The 16,478-nt window shown below is 64.4% G+C and carries 15 protein-coding genes; 5 read left to right on the plus strand and 10 right to left on the minus strand.

Going from position 1 to position 16,478, the window contains the following annotated elements:
• Window positions 1-197 precede the first annotated feature (197 nt).
• Both HNQ71_RS22805 and HNQ71_RS22810 read right to left on the minus strand, forming a co-directional pair.
• Window positions 198-1,106 (minus strand): sugar phosphate isomerase/epimerase family protein, encoded by a 909-nt coding sequence (locus HNQ71_RS22805; RefSeq protein WP_184874888.1) that lies wholly within the window; start codon window positions 1,104-1,106, stop codon window positions 198-200.
• Entirely contained in the window at window positions 1,103-2,137 is a 1,035-nt protein-coding gene (locus HNQ71_RS22810; RefSeq protein WP_184874889.1) for a Gfo/Idh/MocA family protein, read from the minus strand. The genes HNQ71_RS22805 and HNQ71_RS22810 overlap by 4 nt, the downstream gene beginning before the upstream one ends.
• A gap of 197 nt (window positions 2,138-2,334) precedes the next feature.
• Here HNQ71_RS22810 and HNQ71_RS22815 point away from each other — a divergent pair, with 197 nt between their 5' ends.
• A complete protein-coding gene (locus tag HNQ71_RS22815; RefSeq protein WP_184874890.1) occupies window positions 2,335-3,360 on the plus strand; it encodes a LacI family DNA-binding transcriptional regulator in 1,026 nt (341 codons plus the stop codon).
• Window positions 3,361-3,402: 42 nt separating this feature from the next.
• Here HNQ71_RS22815 and HNQ71_RS22820 read toward each other — a convergent pair whose 3' ends face one another.
• From HNQ71_RS22820 to HNQ71_RS22835, 4 genes are all read right to left on the minus strand, one after another.
• Window positions 3,403-3,717, minus strand: coding sequence for a ferritin family protein (locus HNQ71_RS22820; RefSeq protein WP_184874891.1), 315 nt, complete (start codon window positions 3,715-3,717; stop codon window positions 3,403-3,405).
• A 55-nt stretch (window positions 3,718-3,772) separates the two neighbouring features.
• Complete coding sequence (locus HNQ71_RS22825) at window positions 3,773-4,528, minus strand: bestrophin-like domain (protein ID WP_184874892.1); 756 nt, start codon at window positions 4,526-4,528, stop codon at window positions 3,773-3,775.
• Between the two features lie 97 nt (window positions 4,529-4,625).
• Window positions 4,626-6,179 (minus strand): trimethylamine methyltransferase family protein, encoded by a 1,554-nt coding sequence (locus HNQ71_RS22830; protein WP_184875564.1) that lies wholly within the window; start codon window positions 6,177-6,179, stop codon window positions 4,626-4,628.
• A gap of 9 nt (window positions 6,180-6,188) precedes the next feature.
• Window positions 6,189-8,600: a GcvT family protein gene (locus tag HNQ71_RS22835; protein ID WP_184874893.1), complete on the minus strand. Its 2,412-nt coding sequence runs from the start codon at window positions 8,598-8,600 to the stop codon at window positions 6,189-6,191.
• A 311-nt stretch (window positions 8,601-8,911) separates the two neighbouring features.
• On the opposite strand from HNQ71_RS22835, the gene HNQ71_RS22840 reads away from it, so the two are divergent.
• Window positions 8,912-10,393, plus strand: a complete 1,482-nt coding sequence (locus HNQ71_RS22840) for an esterase-like activity of phytase family protein (RefSeq protein ID WP_184874894.1) — start codon at window positions 8,912-8,914, stop codon at window positions 10,391-10,393.
• A 56-nt stretch (window positions 10,394-10,449) separates the two neighbouring features.
• Here HNQ71_RS22840 and HNQ71_RS22845 read toward each other — a convergent pair whose 3' ends face one another.
• Window positions 10,450-11,238, minus strand: coding sequence for a L,D-transpeptidase (locus tag HNQ71_RS22845; RefSeq protein ID WP_184874895.1), 789 nt, complete (start codon window positions 11,236-11,238; stop codon window positions 10,450-10,452).
• A gap of 141 nt (window positions 11,239-11,379) precedes the next feature.
• Here HNQ71_RS22845 and HNQ71_RS22850 point away from each other — a divergent pair, with 141 nt between their 5' ends.
• Entirely contained in the window at window positions 11,380-12,852 is a 1,473-nt protein-coding gene (locus HNQ71_RS22850; RefSeq protein ID WP_184874896.1) for an MATE family efflux transporter, read from the plus strand.
• Window positions 12,853-13,014: 162 nt separating this feature from the next.
• Window positions 13,015-13,590 (plus strand): TMEM175 family protein, encoded by a 576-nt coding sequence (locus tag HNQ71_RS22855; protein WP_184874897.1) that lies wholly within the window; start codon window positions 13,015-13,017, stop codon window positions 13,588-13,590.
• A 55-nt stretch (window positions 13,591-13,645) separates the two neighbouring features.
• On the opposite strand, the gene HNQ71_RS22860 is transcribed toward HNQ71_RS22855, so the two are convergent.
• A complete protein-coding gene (locus HNQ71_RS22860; RefSeq protein WP_184874898.1) occupies window positions 13,646-13,927 on the minus strand; it encodes a hypothetical protein in 282 nt (93 codons plus the stop codon).
• A gap of 261 nt (window positions 13,928-14,188) precedes the next feature.
• Between HNQ71_RS22860 and HNQ71_RS22865 the strand changes: the two genes are divergently transcribed.
• A complete protein-coding gene (locus tag HNQ71_RS22865) occupies window positions 14,189-15,055 on the plus strand; it encodes an SDR family NAD(P)-dependent oxidoreductase (protein WP_184874899.1) in 867 nt (288 codons plus the stop codon).
• Window positions 15,056-15,089: 34 nt separating this feature from the next.
• On the opposite strand, the gene HNQ71_RS22870 is transcribed toward HNQ71_RS22865, so the two are convergent.
• Window positions 15,090-15,515, minus strand: a complete 426-nt coding sequence (locus tag HNQ71_RS22870) for a low affinity iron permease family protein (protein ID WP_184874900.1) — start codon at window positions 15,513-15,515, stop codon at window positions 15,090-15,092.
• A gap of 251 nt (window positions 15,516-15,766) precedes the next feature.
• Window positions 15,767-16,408 carry a DapH/DapD/GlmU-related protein gene (locus HNQ71_RS22875; protein WP_184874901.1) on the minus strand — a complete coding sequence of 214 codons (642 nt, stop codon included), beginning with the start codon at window positions 16,406-16,408 and terminating at the stop codon, window positions 15,767-15,769.
• Between the last annotated feature and the right edge of the window lie 70 nt (window positions 16,409-16,478).

Below are 16,478 nucleotides of genomic sequence, written 5' to 3' on the forward strand. Positions count from 1 at the left end.
TGTGCCGGCAAGGTGTTAATCGCAGCGGCGAGCGTCGTGGCGGCAGCCACGATGGTCGAGCGCAGAAGTGTCCTTCTCATCGTCATGCTCATGCACTTATCCTCCCTTTTTTCCCTGGCCAGGCCGAGGGGTTTTCGACGATCGCTTCGGCAGTGCGCCGCAATCTCGGCCAGCCGGCACCTCCCGCCGGCTCGCCTTCACACCGGGTTAGGCAGGTAGCTGGCACCTCCCCGGCATTGCTTCAGATAGTCCAGGGCGCGTACCTGCCCGGTGATCTCCAGCTCGTTGCGATAGACCGGATCGTGCCAGCCCTCGATGTCGATGGCGCCCTTGTAGCCGGCCAGCCGCAATTCGCTGATCACCCGCGTCCAGTCGCTGTCGCCGAAGCCCGGCGTGCGCATCTGCACGAACGGCAGCCGGCCGAATACGCCGTGTTCACGGATCACATCCCAGCGCACCGTCGCGTCCTTGCCGTGGACATGGAAGATGCGCGGCGCCCATTTGCGGATCTGCGGCAGAGGATCGATCAGGTAGACGAGCTGGTGGCAGGGCTCCCATTCGAGGCCGAGATTGTCGTCTGGCAATTCATTGAACATCAGCTCCCACGCGTCCGGATTGTGGGCGATGTTCCAGTCTCCAGCAGCCCAGTTGCCGTCCATGGCGCAATTCTCGAAAGCGATGCGCACGCCTTTGTCGGCGGCGCGCCTGGCCAGCGGACCCCAGACTTCCTTGAAGCGTGGCAGGCTGTCGGGCAACGGCTTGCCACGGAGGCGGCCGGTGAAGCCGCTGACGATCGAGGTGCCGAACAGATGCGCGTTGTCGATCACCGTTTCCCAGGCCTGGAGCACGCCGCGATCCACGTCGCCGCTCTCCAGCGGATTGCCGAACACGCCGATAGAGGAGACCGTGACGTCGGCATCGCCGATCGCTTCGCGGATCTGCCCGGCAAGCCGCGGCAAGTCCTTGCCGCCCAGCGTCTGCCAGAAGAAGGGCTGGATGCACTCGAAGCCGAGCGGCAGGATCGCCTTGATATAGGCGGCCGGATCGTCGAGATTGGCCCGCACCATGGTGCCGATCCTGATGTCGAGAAGCGGGTTTGGCATCATTGTCCTTCCTGCGAGGAGATCGTCACCCGGCGCCCGGTTTCGGCGCTCTCGATAGCGCCGAAGACCATGGCCAGGCTCTTGATGTTGTCGGCACCGCGCGTCTCCGGCTCGGTGCCGGTCTCGATGGCGCGCATGAAATCCTGGATGATGCCGAGATGGCCGCCGACGCGGTCGGCGGGATCGAGTGGCGGCACGGCGATCGGCTCGGTACGGTCGAAGAGGCCTTCACGGTCTGGAAGGACGACCTCGGCCTTCAACTCGTCATTGCCGTCCCAGACCAGGCTGCCGCGCTCGGCGACGATGCGCCATGTGCTCTCCCAGCTGGTGCGGAAACCGGCGGCGCACCAGGAGCCGGCATAAGTGAAGACCTTGCCGCCGCCGAGATCGAAGACGGCGCTGGCCGATGATCCCTGCCGGTACCAGGAACTCGCCGGCTCCCATTCCTGGCAGTAGACGCCGGCCGGCTCGCCATTCACCATGTAGCGGGCGGCGTCGAATGTGTGGATCGCCATGTCGAGCAGCAGGACATGCGCCATTTCCTCGCGAAAACCGCCGAAATGCGGCGCGACGAAGAAGTCGGCATGGATGCTGGTCGCAGCGCCGATGGCGCCGGAAGAGAGAAAGCGCCTGATACGCCTGACATTGGCGACGTAGCGCCGGTTCTGGACGACGGCATGGAGACGCCCGGCCTGGCGGGCGGCCTCGACGATGGCACGCGCGTTCTCCGGGCTGTCGGCGAGCGGCTTTTCCGTCAGGAGATGGCAATGATGGGCAAAGGCCGAGAACGCAACCTCGCGGCGGGCGGCGGGAACCACCACGTCGAACACCGCGTCGGGCCTGGTCTGGTCGAGCACCGCGTCGAGGCTGGTGCCGATAGCGGCGCTGGTGAGGTCGTATTCGCGCGCCCTCGCCTTCGCCCTGTCGGCGTCGAGGTCGACAAGGCCGACGACGGAAAGCCCGTCGATCTGCCTGACGGCATCGAGCCACTGCTTGCTCATCGCTCCGCAGCCGGCCAGGACGACATTGATCATCCAGCACTCCTCCTCCGCTCGGTCCCTCCAGACCGATCGTCACGGCATTCACGGCATGGCCGTAAACGTTTTCCGTAAACGTTTACGAGAACACACCCGATGGTGTAGAATGTCAATTGGTCGCTCGCAAAAAATTGTCTTGTCGCCTTGGCCTGAGCGCTTACCGGTGCTAGCCAAGCAAGGGGGAGAACAGTCACTTGGCGTCCAGCATTCATGACCTTGCCCGTCACCTGAACATTTCTATCGGCACTGTGTCGCGCGCCCTCAACGGCCGCGCCGACGTCAATGCCGACACGCGCCAGCGCGTGCTCGAGGCGGCCAGGACGCTGAACTATTCGCCGAACCAGTCCGGCCGCAGCCTTCGGCAGGGCGCCACCCATTCGATCGCCTTCATGCTGCAGCCGCATCCGGGCGACCAGCAATATGGCGAACCGTTCTTCATTCCGTTCCTGATCGGGCTGCAGGCGAAACTCGCCGAGAGCGGGCTCGACCTGATCGTGGTCATGGGCGCGCCGGGCGACTACCAGCAGGAGCGTCTGCGCCGTGTCGTCGAGACGCGCCGCGCCGATGCCGTGGTGCTGGCCTGGACGCGGCGCGAGGACGAGCGCATCGACTATCTCACCCAGGCCGGTTTCCCGTTCGCCACGCTCGGCCGCAGCCGCTCCGGAGCCAAGTCATACCCTTCGCTCGACCTCGATTTCGAGAAGGCCGGTGCCGATGCGGTCGACCGCCTGGTGGCGCGCGGCCACCGTCGCATTGCCGCCATCCGCCCGTCGCTCAATCTCAATTTCGCCTATCTGTTCCTCGACGGCTATCGCAAGGCCTTGCGGCGGCACGGCATCGAGGTGGACCCCGAGCTGATCGCGTCCGGTTTCATCAACGAGGCCGGCGGCTACGAGGTGACGCCGCACGTCATGCGCTCCAAGGACCCGCCGACCGCCATCATCTTCAACAATGACGCGATGGCGCTTGGCGGCTGCAAGGCACTGGCCGAGATGGGGATCAGGCCGGGGCACGACATGGCGGTCACCGTCATCGTCGACACGCCGCTCTGCCGTTACTTCTCGCCGGCGCTGACCGCCTTCCGCCCTGCCCTGGAGCCGATGGGTCAGCGGCTCGCTGAAATGCTGCTGGCCTCGATCCCGGCCTTCGCCGGCCCACAAGGTCCGCGCATCATGCGCGAGGTCTGGCCGCTCGAGCTGGTGGCGCGCGACAGCGATTGAACTGGCCGAAGCAGAGCCAGATCGGTCGCGACCTATCAGGCCTCAATCCACCTTCTTCTCGCCCCTGTCGCCGGCCTTGACGATGTCGCCCGTGGTGAAGAGGATTTCCTTCAGTTCAGCCCGCCAGTCCTTCTTCTGGCGCAGCAGGAATTCGAGATCCATGCCGAAATGCTTGAACTCCTCGCCCTGCGCGTTCTTCATGATGGCGCGGGCCTGCGGGTCCTTCTCAACCGAGATGCGTTGTTCGTACCAGCCTATCGCTTCCGCCTCCTCGATCAGCGAGGTGATCATGCGGGCAAAGGTCCGCACCTTCTGCGACAATTCTTCAGGCGGTTCGTGATACTGGTCGAATCCCATGTCGTCCTCCCTGGGGCAATCTCCATGAATGCCCGGGAACGACGCCGGTTCCGTATCATCGCTGCAATTCCGCCAGTGCCCTCTGCAGGGGCGCCGGCGAAATCTGGATCGGGCCGGAGAACGGAATGTCCATGTCCAGGATGAGGTAGATCGCACCCGCGATCAGCACGGCCGAAACCACGAAGGTCGAAACCGTGATTGCGTTGCGGGGCGCCCTGAACCCGAAGCTGGCGAAGATCAGCACCAGCCACGCAACCAGCATGGCGATCAGCGGCGCAGGGATCGTGCCCTCCGACTGCTCGATCAGAATCCATCGCAACTCCACCACTTTCTGCAGGCGCTGACCGGCATCCTGCAGAAGGGCGCTGTGCGCCGCGTCGGCCGGCTCCAGCGCCCTCAGCCGGGTGCCGATCTCCGTCAGCAGATGTTCGGACAGCCGGTTGGCGACGACCGGAGTTTCACCGGTCGGCGAAGCGTCGCCCGCCACCCTCTGCACATAGACGACCAGCGGCTGGCGCACCGCGTCGGTCTCCGGGCCATACTCGCGCAAGATCCTGTCGAGCAGGATCAGCTCCGTCGCATAGGCATGCACGTTGCTATCGATCGATTCGAAGGTGTTCTTGGCCGAGTTGATCATCAGGCCGAGCACAAGCGAGGTCATGACCCCAAACAGGTTGGCGGCGAGCCGCACCACATTGTTCGTATCGTCGTCGCGATGTCTGACCGGCAGCCTGGGCCAGATCGCCATGCTGACCAGCGGCGCCGCTGTCAGGCACAGGAAGATCATCACTGCGATCAAAGCTTCGCGCATGACGCACATTTCTGCACGGGATGCGCCGATTGCCAATGACCCCGGCACCGATCAGCCAGCGAAAGCTGCGCCAGGCGTCTTGCGGACTGCTCCTGCCTCAGGACACCGGCGGCGCTCCGCCCTCCTGCGTGCGCCGGGCGATGAACGCGTCGAGCACGCCGGCGGTGGCGTCAGCCGAAGCCGGCGGCACGAAATCGGCAAGTGTGCGCCTCCAGACACCGGTTGCCCGCTCGCTCGCCGTCTTCGAGCCGCTTTGCGTCCAATTGCCGAAATTCGACCAGTCGGCGACCAGCGGTTCGTAGAAGGCGGTGCGGTAGCGCGCCATGGTGTGGCCGGCCGAAAAGAAGTGACCGCCCGGCTGTACCTCGGCGATTGCCTCGAAGCCGATGGAATCGTTGTCGCCGGGCGTCGCCACGCAGAGTTCAGCCACGGTCTGCAGCGCCTCGATATCGGTGACCAGCTTCTCGAAGGAAACGCTTAAGCCGCCTTCCAGCCAGCCGGCGGCATGGATGCACATCGTCGCTCCGGCCAGCACCGAGCCCCACAGCGCGAACTGCGTCTCGTGCGCCGCCTGCGCGTCCGAAATATTCGCCGCGCTGCCGCCGCCGGACCGCCATGGCAGCCCGGTGAAGCGCGCCAGCTGGCCGGCGCCCAGCGTCGCCTTGACATGCTCCGGCGTGCCGAAGGCGGGCGCACCCGATTTCATGTCGACATTGGAGGAGAAGGAGCCATAGACGACCGGTGCACCGGGCCGCACGATCTGCGCCAGCGTCAGTCCCGTCAACGCTTCGGCATGCTGCAGTGTCAGCGCACCGGCGACCGTGATCGGTGCCATCGCGCCCGCCAGGCAGAAGGGCGTGATGACGGAGATCTGCCCGGCCCTGGCGAAATCGATGATGCCTTGCGCCATCGGAATGTCGAGCTGGCGCGGCGAGTTGGTGTTGATGACGGTGTAGCAATGGGCGCCGGCGAGGAATTCGTCCTCCGAGAGCCCGCGCGCCAACCTGATCATTTCAAAGCCGTCCTCGACTTGCGGCGTGCCGCGCGCGAAGACGAACGGAAGCTTGTCCGACAGCGTCAGCTGCGCGCGGTTGACCGCATAGTGGCGAAAGCGGTTGTCGACGTCCTGCGGCTCGATGCAGGGTCCCAGCATATGCAGCACGTCGAAATGCTGCACCAGCCGTATCAGATCCTCGAAGTCGGCCAGCGTGCCCGGCCGCCGGCCGCGCTCGAGATCGGTGACGTTCGGCGCCCCGCATCCGGCCAGGAAGGTCATCGAGCCGAGTTCGAGCGTCAGATCGCGGGCACGAGAACCGGCACGAGCGTGGATCGACTTCGGCGCCGAGGCCAGTGCCGCCGTCACCATGTCGCGGCCGATGCGCACCATGTCGGTGTCCGGATCGACCAGGGCGCCGGCATGGGCGAAATGCTCACGCGCCTGCGGCAGCAGCACCTTGATGCCGAGTTCTTCAAGCACGCGCAGCGCCGTGTCGTGGATGGCGGCGACCTGATCATCCGAGAAAATCGGCTGCGACAGGAACGGGTTCTTCAGCGAACGGTAATCGGGTCGGCGACTGGTTTCCGAGCCAGCCTCACCTGTCCGCCCACGCCGGCGCTCGCGCCTGCTGTCACGTGCCGCGTCATCCATCAGAAATCCTCCTCATAGCCGCATCGCCTTGCCGTCGGGGTCGTAGGGCGAGCCCGCGATGACGCGCGCCGGCCGCTCCGTGCCGACGACATGCACCGAAAGCGCGGTGCCCTCTCCTGCGAAATCGCGGTCGACGAGTGCCAGCGCCAGGCTTTTGCCGACCGTATAGCCGCAGCCTCCCGAAGTGACGAAGCCGACGCGCCGACCTTGATGCCAGACCGGCTCGAAGCCGCTGGCGTCGGCGTCGACGGCATCGATCTCCAACGTCACCAGGCATTGGCCGCTGCCGGCCTCCCGCTGCTTCAACGCCGCCTCGCGGCCGGTGAAGTCGCCCTTCCCAAACGCGATGAAGCGGTCGAGACCGGCCTGATCGGGTGTGTAGCCTTGGGTGAATTCACGCGACCAGATACCGAAACTCTTCTCCAGCCGCAGCGCATTCAGTGCGTAATAGCCGATCTCGGCAAGGCCGAGGTCCTCGCCGGCGGCCAGCAGCGTTTCGCGCAAGCCGGCATGCATGGTAACCGGACAACTGATCTCGAAGCCGAGTTCGCCGGCGATCGAAAGGCGGGCAACCCGCGCGGGCACCATGCCGATGTCGAATGCGCCGCAGGCCATGAACGGCAGTGCTGCGCCCGACACATCCTGATGCGTCGTGCGCGCTAGGATTTTGCGTGCATTCGGCCCGGTCAGCAGGAAGCCGCTCACCGTGTCGGAAAGGTCTGTAACCGTGATCCCCTCCGCCGCATGGCTCTCGAACCAGCGCATGTGGAATTCCCTGAGATAGTAGGAGCCCATCAGCCAATAGTCGCCGCCACCCCAGTTGATGACCGTGAGGTCGCCCTTCAGTCGTCCGTCATGGCCAAGCATCGGCGCCAGCCGCGCCTGTCCTGGTTTCGGCAGCCTGCAGGCCAGCAGCTGGTCAAGCCATGCTTCGGCCCTTGGCCCGGAAACCGCATAGCGCGCATAGGCAGAGATATCGACGAGACCGGCGGCACGCCGAACCTGCAGCGCCTCGTCGCCGACGATGTCGAAGGCGTTGGAGCGCCGCAGCGTCGTGTTCTCGCGAAACCCCATCGGCGCGAAATAGGCCGGGATTTCCAGACCCCAGGTCGCCGTCCATTCGCATCCCGCCGCCGTCATGCCGTCATAAGCGCCGGGGCGTTTCAGCGGCCGGCCGGCGGGCAGCCGCTCATTGGGAAAGGTCATGACGAAGCGGCGCGAATAGAACTGGCGCGTCGTCTGCCTGAGATATTCGCGGTTGGCGGCGAAGGCGCCGTAACGAGCGATGTCCATGCCGAAGATGTCGGCCTGCGGCTCACCATAAATCATCCACTCGGCCAGCGACTTGCCAACGCCGCCGCCCTGGCTGAAGCCGGCCATGACGCCACAGGCGACCCAGTAGTTCTTCAGCCCGCGCACCGGCCCGACGATCGGATTGCCATCGGGGGTGAAGGTGAAGGCGCCGTTGACCCATTTGCGGATGCCGGCCGTCCTCAGGCACGGAAAGCGTTCATAGGCCTTGGTCAGTTCCGGGCTGATGCGGTCGATGTCTTCCGGGATCAGTTCGATGCCGTAATCCCATGGCGCGCCGTCCATGTTCCAGTGCTTCGGGTTCTGCTCGTAAACGCCGAGCAGCACGCCCTTGCGCTCTTGCCTGAGGTAGGAAAAGCCGTCGAGATCGACCGCAAGCCCGAGTTCCTTGTCGAGGGCGGCAACCTCCGGAATGTCCTCGGTGATGAAATAGTGATGCTCCATCGGCGTCACCGGCAAGTTGACGCCGGCCATGCGGCCGAGCTGCTTTGCCCACAGCCCGCCGGCGTTGACGACATGCTCGGCGACGATCGTGCCTTGCTCGGTGACGACATCCCAGTGCCCGTCGGCCCGCGCCTTCAGCGCGACCACGCGGTTGCGCAGGATCACGTCGGCCCCGCGCTTCTTCGCGGCGCCGACATAGGCATGCGTCGCTCCATAAGGGTCGAGATGGCCTTCGTTGGAATCGTAGAGGCCGCCGAGTACGTCGCTGACATCGACGATCGGGCAGATCTCCTTGATCTCTTCCGGTGTCACTAGGCGAGCTGTCTCGATGCCGACCGACTGGAACACGGCCCAGGCCGATTTCAGCCATTCCCAGCGCTGGGGATCGCTGGCCATGTTGACGCCGCCCGTCATGTGCAGGCCCGCGTTCTGGCCGGATTCGGCCTCGATCTCGCGATAGAGCTTGATGGTGTAGTCCTGCAGCGCCGCGACGTTGGGATCGGCATTGAGCGCGTGGAACCCGGCCGCCGCGTGCCAGGTCGAACCGGCCGTCAGTTCGGCCCGCTCGATCAGCGCCACATCGCTCCAGCCAAAACGCGTCAGATGATAGAGCACCGAGGCTCCAACCACGCCACCCCCGATAACGACTGCGCGGTAGTGCGACTTCAAGGGCTTCCCTCCCCGGTTCGTCCGATGGCTGCACCATATACGCACTGGACATAAGTGTCTAGTGCGATGCGAACATGCCGCGCTTCGTCGATTTGAGCCTGTGGGAGTGATCAATTCTTTCGTGTGACCACACGTTTTTGTCGGCGTACAAAGACGCCGACGGGCGGGCCTTGCGCGCTGTCACGCAAGCATCATGTTCGCGCCGTAGACCGCTTTTCGGGGAGGCGCACGCGGCATCTTCGATGCCGCACCTCTTTCAGCTTTTTCGCCATCGGCCGCTCCGGCGCGCTTTGTCACAAAGAGGATCATCCATGAAACACCTGCCCCGAACCGCGTCGCTCGGCGTCGCGCTGGCCCTGTTCACCGCCTTGACGCCGGCGCTGGCCGACAGGACCGCGACCGTCGGCGGCACCAGCTTCGTCAACAAGGGACTGGTCGGCGTCGGCCGCATCCCGGCCAGCCAGAAGGACAAGTTCGGCGAGACGTTCGGCTCAGGTTCCGGCATGGCGATCGACACCACCGGCTGGACGCATAGCGCCGAGGGCTACAAGGGTTCGCTCTGGCTGCTGCCGGACCGCGGCTACAACGTCGTCGGCACCACCGACTACCGGCCGCGCCTCAACACGATCGGCATCGAGTTCGCACCGACCGCGCCTGGCGCGGCACCCGCGGCCGTCCAGGAGCAGTCCGGCGTCAAGGCGACACTCGCCGACACCATGCTCCTGACCGACGACAAGGGCGCTGATGCCACCGGCCTCGACCCACTCAACGGCGTGCGCGCAGCAAGCGGCGACACGCCGATCCTGCCCGAGGCCAACGGCAAGCTGGCGCTCGACAACGAGGCGATCGTGCGGCTGCCCGACGGCTCGATGTTCATCTCCGACGAATACGGCCCGAACATCTATCGGTTTTCCGCCGAAGGCCGCCTGCTGTCGGCGACCCAGCCGCCGGCTGCCCTCGTGCCGATGCGCCATGGCGCTCCGAACTTCGCCTCGGACAATCCGGGTCCGGGTGCTGCCGAGCCCGATCCGAAGGATCCCGACACCGGCCGCCAGAACAACCAGGGCCTCGAAGGCATGGCGATGACGCCGGACGGCAAGTTCCTGATCGCCGTGCTGCAGTCGGCGCCCCGGCAGGATGGCGGCGATTCCGGCGCGACGCGCCAGAACACGCGCGCACTGGTCTATGACGCTTCCGACCTCGCCCATCTCAAGCTTGCGCATGAATATGTCGTGCCGCTGCCGGTGTTCAAGGATGCCAAGGGCAAGACCAAGGTGGCGGCGCAGAGTGAGATCGTGGCCCTATCCGACCAGACCTTCCTGATGCTGACCCGCGACAGCGGCAATGGCCAGGGGTTGAAGGGCGACACCTCGCTGCTTCGCCAGATCAACATCGTCGATCTCTCCGCCGCGACCGACATCGCCCGTGGCGCCTTCGACGCTGCCGACAAGCCGGTGGCGCCCAAGGGCGTGCTCGACCCATCGGTGACACCGGCCAAGCTGACGCCGTTCATCGACCTCAACGACAAAGGCGAGCTCGGCCGCTTCGGCCTGCACAATGGCGCGCCGAACGACAGGAACAACCTTTCGGAAAAGTGGGAGGCGATGTCGGTGGTCAGCGTGCTCGATCCGAAGCTGCCCGACGACTATTTCCTGTTCGTGGCCAATGACAACGACTTCCTCACCCAGGACGGCTTCCAGGTCGGCGCACCCTACAAGGCAGAGGACGGCGCCGATGTCGACACCATGTTCACGGTCTATCAGGTCACGCTTCCCGGCCTCGCCAAGAAGTGACGACACCGACCAGGCGGACGCGCCAAGCGCGTCCGCCTACGATCGTGAAGGCACACTTACTGCAACATCTCCGCGTCCTTCGGTACGCCCGCGTCGATCGGCTCGGCCGTCCTGTTCGACACGGCGGTGATCTTCGCGGCGGCCGACAGGTTCGCGCGCACGAAGACCGGCGCGGGTCCGTTGACGCGGCCGTAGAGGTCGATGATGTCCTGGTTCATGAAGCGCACACAGCCGGACGAAGCGTTCTTCCCGATCGAATCCCACTCCGGCGTGCCGTGCAGCCGGTACATCGTGTCCTTGCCGTCGCGGAAGAGATACAGCGCGCGGGCGCCTAGCGGACTCTGCGGGCCGGGCGGCATGCCGTCCTTGTATTTCGCCAGTTCCGGCCGGCGCTGGATCATTTCCGGCGGCGGCGTCCAGACCGGCCACTTCTTCCTCGCCTGGACCACGGCGCTGCCGGTCCATCCGAAACCGGCCTTGCCGAGGCTGACGCCATAGCGGATAGCCTTGCCGCCGTCGCGCACCAGATAGAGGAAGTGCTCGGAGACATCGACCACGATCGTGCCGGGTTTTTCTCCGGTAGGGTCGGACACGATCTGACGCACGAACTTCGGATCCATCTTGGCCACCGGGATCGCCGGCAGCTGATAGCCCTCGTCGACGCGCGCCGCATACATGCTTGCGACATCGCCGAAGGCCGGATCGCTTGGCGGTGCTGCCACTGGCGGCGTCACCACCTCCGTCGTGGTGCACGCCGAAAGAGCCACGGAGGCCGCGCCCAAAGCGGATGCACCGAGAAACGCGCGCCTGTTCAGGCGCTCAAAAAACAGTGGAATATCGGACATGACCCCCCGGCTTACGCAAATGATCTAGTAAGGAACGCGCCCCACGCGCCCAGAACCAGTATCCGATTACCGAAGCTTTGAGAACATGATTAGATCAAGGCACGGACCGCACTGAGATAAGCCTTCGCCGAGTTGCCTGCCATGGACGACAAGATGCCCACGCGCCGGCGCACCGGCGACCTGACCAGCGGCCCGATCCCGCGCACGCTGCTGCTGTTCGCCTTGCCGGTGCTCGGCTCCAACGTGCTGCAGTCGCTCAACGGATCGATCAACGCCGTCTGGGTTGGCCGTTTTCTCGGCGAATCGGCGCTGACGGCCACCTCCAACGCCAACCTCGTCCTGTTCCTCATCCTCGGCACGGTGTTCGGCATCGGCATGGCGGCCACCATCCTGGTGGCACAGTCGGTCGGCGCCCGCGACCTGCCCGAGGCGCGCCGCATCGTCGGCACCAGCGCCACCTTCTTCTTCCTCATCTCGGCCATCTTCGCGGTCTGCGGCTGGGTCTGGGTTGATGCCATCCTCAACACGCTCGGCACCCCGGCCGATGCGCTGCCGCTGGCGCGCTCCTATCTGCGCATCATCTTTGTCGCCGTGCCGATGACGAACCTTTTGTCCTTCGTCATGACCGTGCTGCGCGGCGCCGGCGATTCACGCACGCCCTTTTTCTTCATGGCGCTCGCCGTCGTCCTCGACATCGTGCTCAACCCATTGCTCATCCGTGGCATCGGGCCATTCCCGGAGCTCGGCATCGCCGGCTCCGCCACCGCGACGCTGATCGGCCAGACGGTCAGCGTGATCGCCATTCTGATCGTGCTCTATGTGCGTAAGCACCCGCTGCGGCTGGCCGGCGCCAACCTCGCTCTGCTACGGCCCGACCCCACATTGCTGCGCATCATCGTCTTCAAGGGCGTGCCGATGGGCCTGCAGATGATCGTCGTCTCGGCGGCGGCGCTGACGGTGATGGGGATCGTCAACTCCTACGGTTCGCAGGTCGCCGCCGCCTACGGCATCGCCGCGCAGTTGTGGACCTACATCCAGATGCCGGCGCTCGCCATCGGTGCGGCGGTCTCCTCGATGGCGGCGCAGAATGTCGGTGCCGGCCGCTGGGACCGGATCGGCCGCATCGCCGCCTCCGGTGTCGGCTTCAACCTGGTGCTGACCGGCGCACTGGTTGCCGTGCTTTGGCTTTTCGACCGTTCGGTCCTCAGCCTGTTCCTGAGCAGCGACAGCGTTGCGATCGACATCGCCGCCCACATCAACAATGTCGCGTCCTGGTCGTTCATCCTGTTCGGCATCACCATCGTTCTGTTCGCCACCGTGCGCGCCACCGGCGCGGTGATGCCGCCGCTGATCATCCTGGTGATTTCGGTGCTGGTCGTGCGCACCGGCTTTGCCTATTTCATGCGCGGCGTGATCGGCGAAGAAGCGCTGTGGTGGAGTTTCCCGGCCGGCTCGATCACCTCGCTGGTGCTGGCCGCCGCCTACTACCGCTTCGGCCGCTGGCGCACCATGCACATGATCGAGGACAGGCCGGCCGCCGGCGAGCCGCCGGATACCGGCCTTGGCGTGCCGCGCCAGCGCGCGAATATGGCGCCCGAGACGCCGAACGGCTGAAAGACAGGCAATGCCTCCGCAGTTCGCCGGCAACGGCGGCGAAGTGATCTTCTTCCATCCCGAACCGTCCCGTCCCGTCCTCAAAGGTGGTCGCCCAGCCACATGGCGGGTAGCCGCCCGTCCCGCCATCGCGTAGATATCGCCGATAGAGGGGGAGGACTTATGGGCAAAGGCAGGGTCGAGGCATTCACCGATGGCGTCGTGGCCATCATCATCACCATCATGGTGCTCGAGCTGAAAGTGCCGCACGGCGAGGATGTTTCCGCCCTCTTGCCGCTGTGGCCTATCTTCTTCAGCTATGTGCTGTCCTTCATCAACGTCGGCATCTACTGGAACAATCTGCACAACATGTTCCACACAGTGCAGCGCGTCGACGGCCGCGTGCTGTGGGCGAACCTCAATCTTTTATTCTGGCTGTCGCTGATGCCGGTGACGACGGCCTTCATGGGCGAGAACCACTTCGCGCCGGTGCCGGTCGCCGTCTATGGCATCGATCTCGTGCTATGCGCCGTCGCCTATACGATACTGGCCGCCGCGCTGCATCGCCTGCACGGCAATGAGACCGCCTTTGCCAAGGCGCTGGGGAATGACCGCAAGGGCAAGATCTCGCTGACCCTCTACATCGCAGCCGTCCTGCTGACCTTCGTCAATCAGTGGATCGGCGTCGCGCTTTATGTGCTGGTTGCGATGATCTGGTTTGTGCCGGATAGGCGCTTCGCCCGGGTGATCGAAAAATAGCGCTTCTTATCTGACGCAATACGGAAAACCGCTTCACACTTTTCCTGGAATTGCTTTACTTGCGCATCGCTTTCAGTTTTTCCGCCACCGAGGCGGCAAGATCGGCATAGCGCTCCTCCAGCCGTTCCGCCGCCTTGATGATCGAGAAATCATGGCCAAATTTCTCCAGTGCCATGCGCAGCTTCTCGACGAACTCGGCTTGTTTCTCCAGGGCCGAAAAGAGCGTTTTCACCTGCGCTTCGCTGATGTCGGGGTTGGCCAGCATCTGCGGCACCTCGCGGCTCATCTGATCGCCGGTGGCGGTCTGTTCCTTCAGAATTGCGACCCAGTCCGTCAATCGGGAAATCTCCATTTCTCACGGCAAAAGTCTCCTTTTGCCGAGGCAACATGCGCAGCCTCGGCCGGGCTGGTCAACCCGGGCCAGTGCAGGTCGCCCGAATGGGCGCAGCGGCTCTGGGACGACGACATGCATGAAAACAAGGCCTGAAGCGCGCCCCATAAATCCCTTCAAACCCGATGCGCTTTAAGTGCAGTGAGGCTTGCGCTGCCCCGTTCCAGCGCTAAGTTCTGCGCCATCGAAAGAAGGACCCCATCGCCCATGATCACCGACGCCAAAATCCAGACCGCCCTGCCCGCTCTTGGCCCGGGCAACACCGCCGTCATCACCGGCGCCGCCAGCGGCATTGGTCTTGCGGCCGCCAAGCGGCTTGCATTGATGGGCATGAAGATCGTGCTGGCCGACATCGGCAGCGCGCGCCTTGACGAAGCCTCCCGCGCCGTTTCCGCGATTGCCGGCGAGGATGCCGTGCTTGCCGTGGCCGCCGACGTTTCGAACGCGGACGAAGTGGACCGTCTCGCCGACAGAGCGTTCGGCGCCTTCGGCGACGTGTCGCTGCTGATGAACAATGCCGGCGTCGGCAACAACCCCGGAAAGCCCTGGGAAAACCGCGATGCCTGGAGGCGGCTTCTGGACATCAATTTCTGGGGCGTCGTGCATGGCGTCGAGGCCTTCGCGCCGCGCATGCTGGCCTCGGCCAAGCCCGGCCTGATCATCAACACCGGCTCCAAGCAAGGCATCACCACACCGCCCGGCAACCTTGCCTACAATGTCTCCAAGGCTGGCATAAAGACTTATACCGAAGGCCTGGCGCATGCGCTGCGCAACGAACCCGGCGCCCATCTTGCAGCCCATCTGCTGATCCCCGGCTTCACCTTTACCGGCCTTACCGAGGGCGCGACGGAAAAACCGGCCGGCGCCTGGACCGGCGAACAGGTCGTTGATTTCATGCTGGAATCCTTGACCAGGGGCGATTTCTACATCCTGTGTCCGGACAATGAAGCGGCGCGGCCGCTGGATGAAAAGCGCATGGCCTGGGCGATCGGCGACATCATCGAGAACCGCCCGGCTCTGTCGCGCTGGCATCCGGACTACAAGGAGCCTTTCGCGGCCTACATGAAGCAATGAGCGTTCTCAGCGACCGATCCTGAATTCCAGCCTTTCAAGCCGCGTGCTTTTTCGGCCCACGCTTCTGCGCCACGGCCTTCTTTGCCGCCACGGCGGCGATCTTCTCGTCATGCCGCTTCGCCGCACGCTCGCATTTGTCACGGATCTCCTCGACCTCGGATTCGGTCAGATGTTCGATGCCGATGAAGTTGTTGTGACCCTCGCTGACCCGGATCAGTTCGTCGAGCTTGGCCTGGATCGCCGCGCCGTCGCGGTTCTGGGTGTTCTGGATGAGAAAGACCATCAGGAAGGTGATGACGGTCGTGCCGGTGTTGATGACGAGCTGCCAGGTGTCCGAGAAGCCGAAGAACGGCCCGCTCACCGCCCAGACCGCGACGATCAGGCAACAGACGGCAAATGTCAGTGGCAGGCCGGTTATATGGGCGACCCTGTTGGCGATCTTGGTGAAAAGCTTTTCCATCTATCGAAATCCCTGAACGCCGCGGCATAATGAGAAACAACCGGCAACCGTTTCAGGTTCCCGGCGCAAACAAAATACAACGACGCAATTAGCTACACGTATAAAGAGAACAATGCGGAAAACACACCTTATGGCTTCAATGCGACAGTGGAGGTGCAGGCAAGAGAACCTGCTCCTTCCGCTACCCAGCGGTTTATCTCCAGCCCCTTCCGCCGCGCCACCCCCGCATGGCGGAAGGGGTTTCAGTCGGATCAGATGGCGTCGTTTTCCCAGCGGTCGAGGAATGCCTCGATCGGCAATGCCTGCATGTCGGGAACCGCCTTGGCCAGCTTTTCGACCGGCCAGTCCCACCAGGCGAGCGCTTCGATACGAGCCGCGACAGCAGCCGTGAAGCGTGACCTGAGGGGTCGGGCCGGCACCCCGACGAGGATTTCGTAGGACGGTACGTTATGCGTCACCACCGCATTGGCGCCGATGACGGCGCCATTGCCGATGGTGAGCCCGGGCATGATCACGGCGCCGTGGCCGACCCAGACATCATGGCCGATGGTCACGGCTTTCGCCTGCCGCCGCTCGCGGAATGCGGCGTCGACGCCCAGCCAGCGAAAATACTCGTTCGGCCGGTAACTGACCTTGTGCTGGGTCAGCCGCTCGATGGGGTGCTCCAGCGCGTTGATGCGGCTGTTTGAAGCAATCGAACAGAATTTGCCGATCGTCGTGTAGATGGCCTCCGAATGGCGTTCGAAATAGGAGAAGTCGCCGACCGTCACCTCGCGCAGCACCACCCGCTCGCCGATCGAGGCATAGCGGCCGAGCTTGCAGGCCTTCAGTTCCGCGGTCGGATGGATGCGCGGCTCGGAATCCTTCGGGACGAGATTTTCGGAACGGTCCATGCAGCGGCTTTACCCCTCGGCGATTGGTCCGGCAAGCGGGACCAATCACCCGTAAGGTCGGTTCCAGCCG

This window comes from Mesorhizobium sangaii, assembly GCF_014207355.1.
In the GTDB taxonomy this organism is placed as follows: domain Bacteria; phylum Pseudomonadota; class Alphaproteobacteria; order Rhizobiales; family Rhizobiaceae; genus Mesorhizobium; species Mesorhizobium sangaii.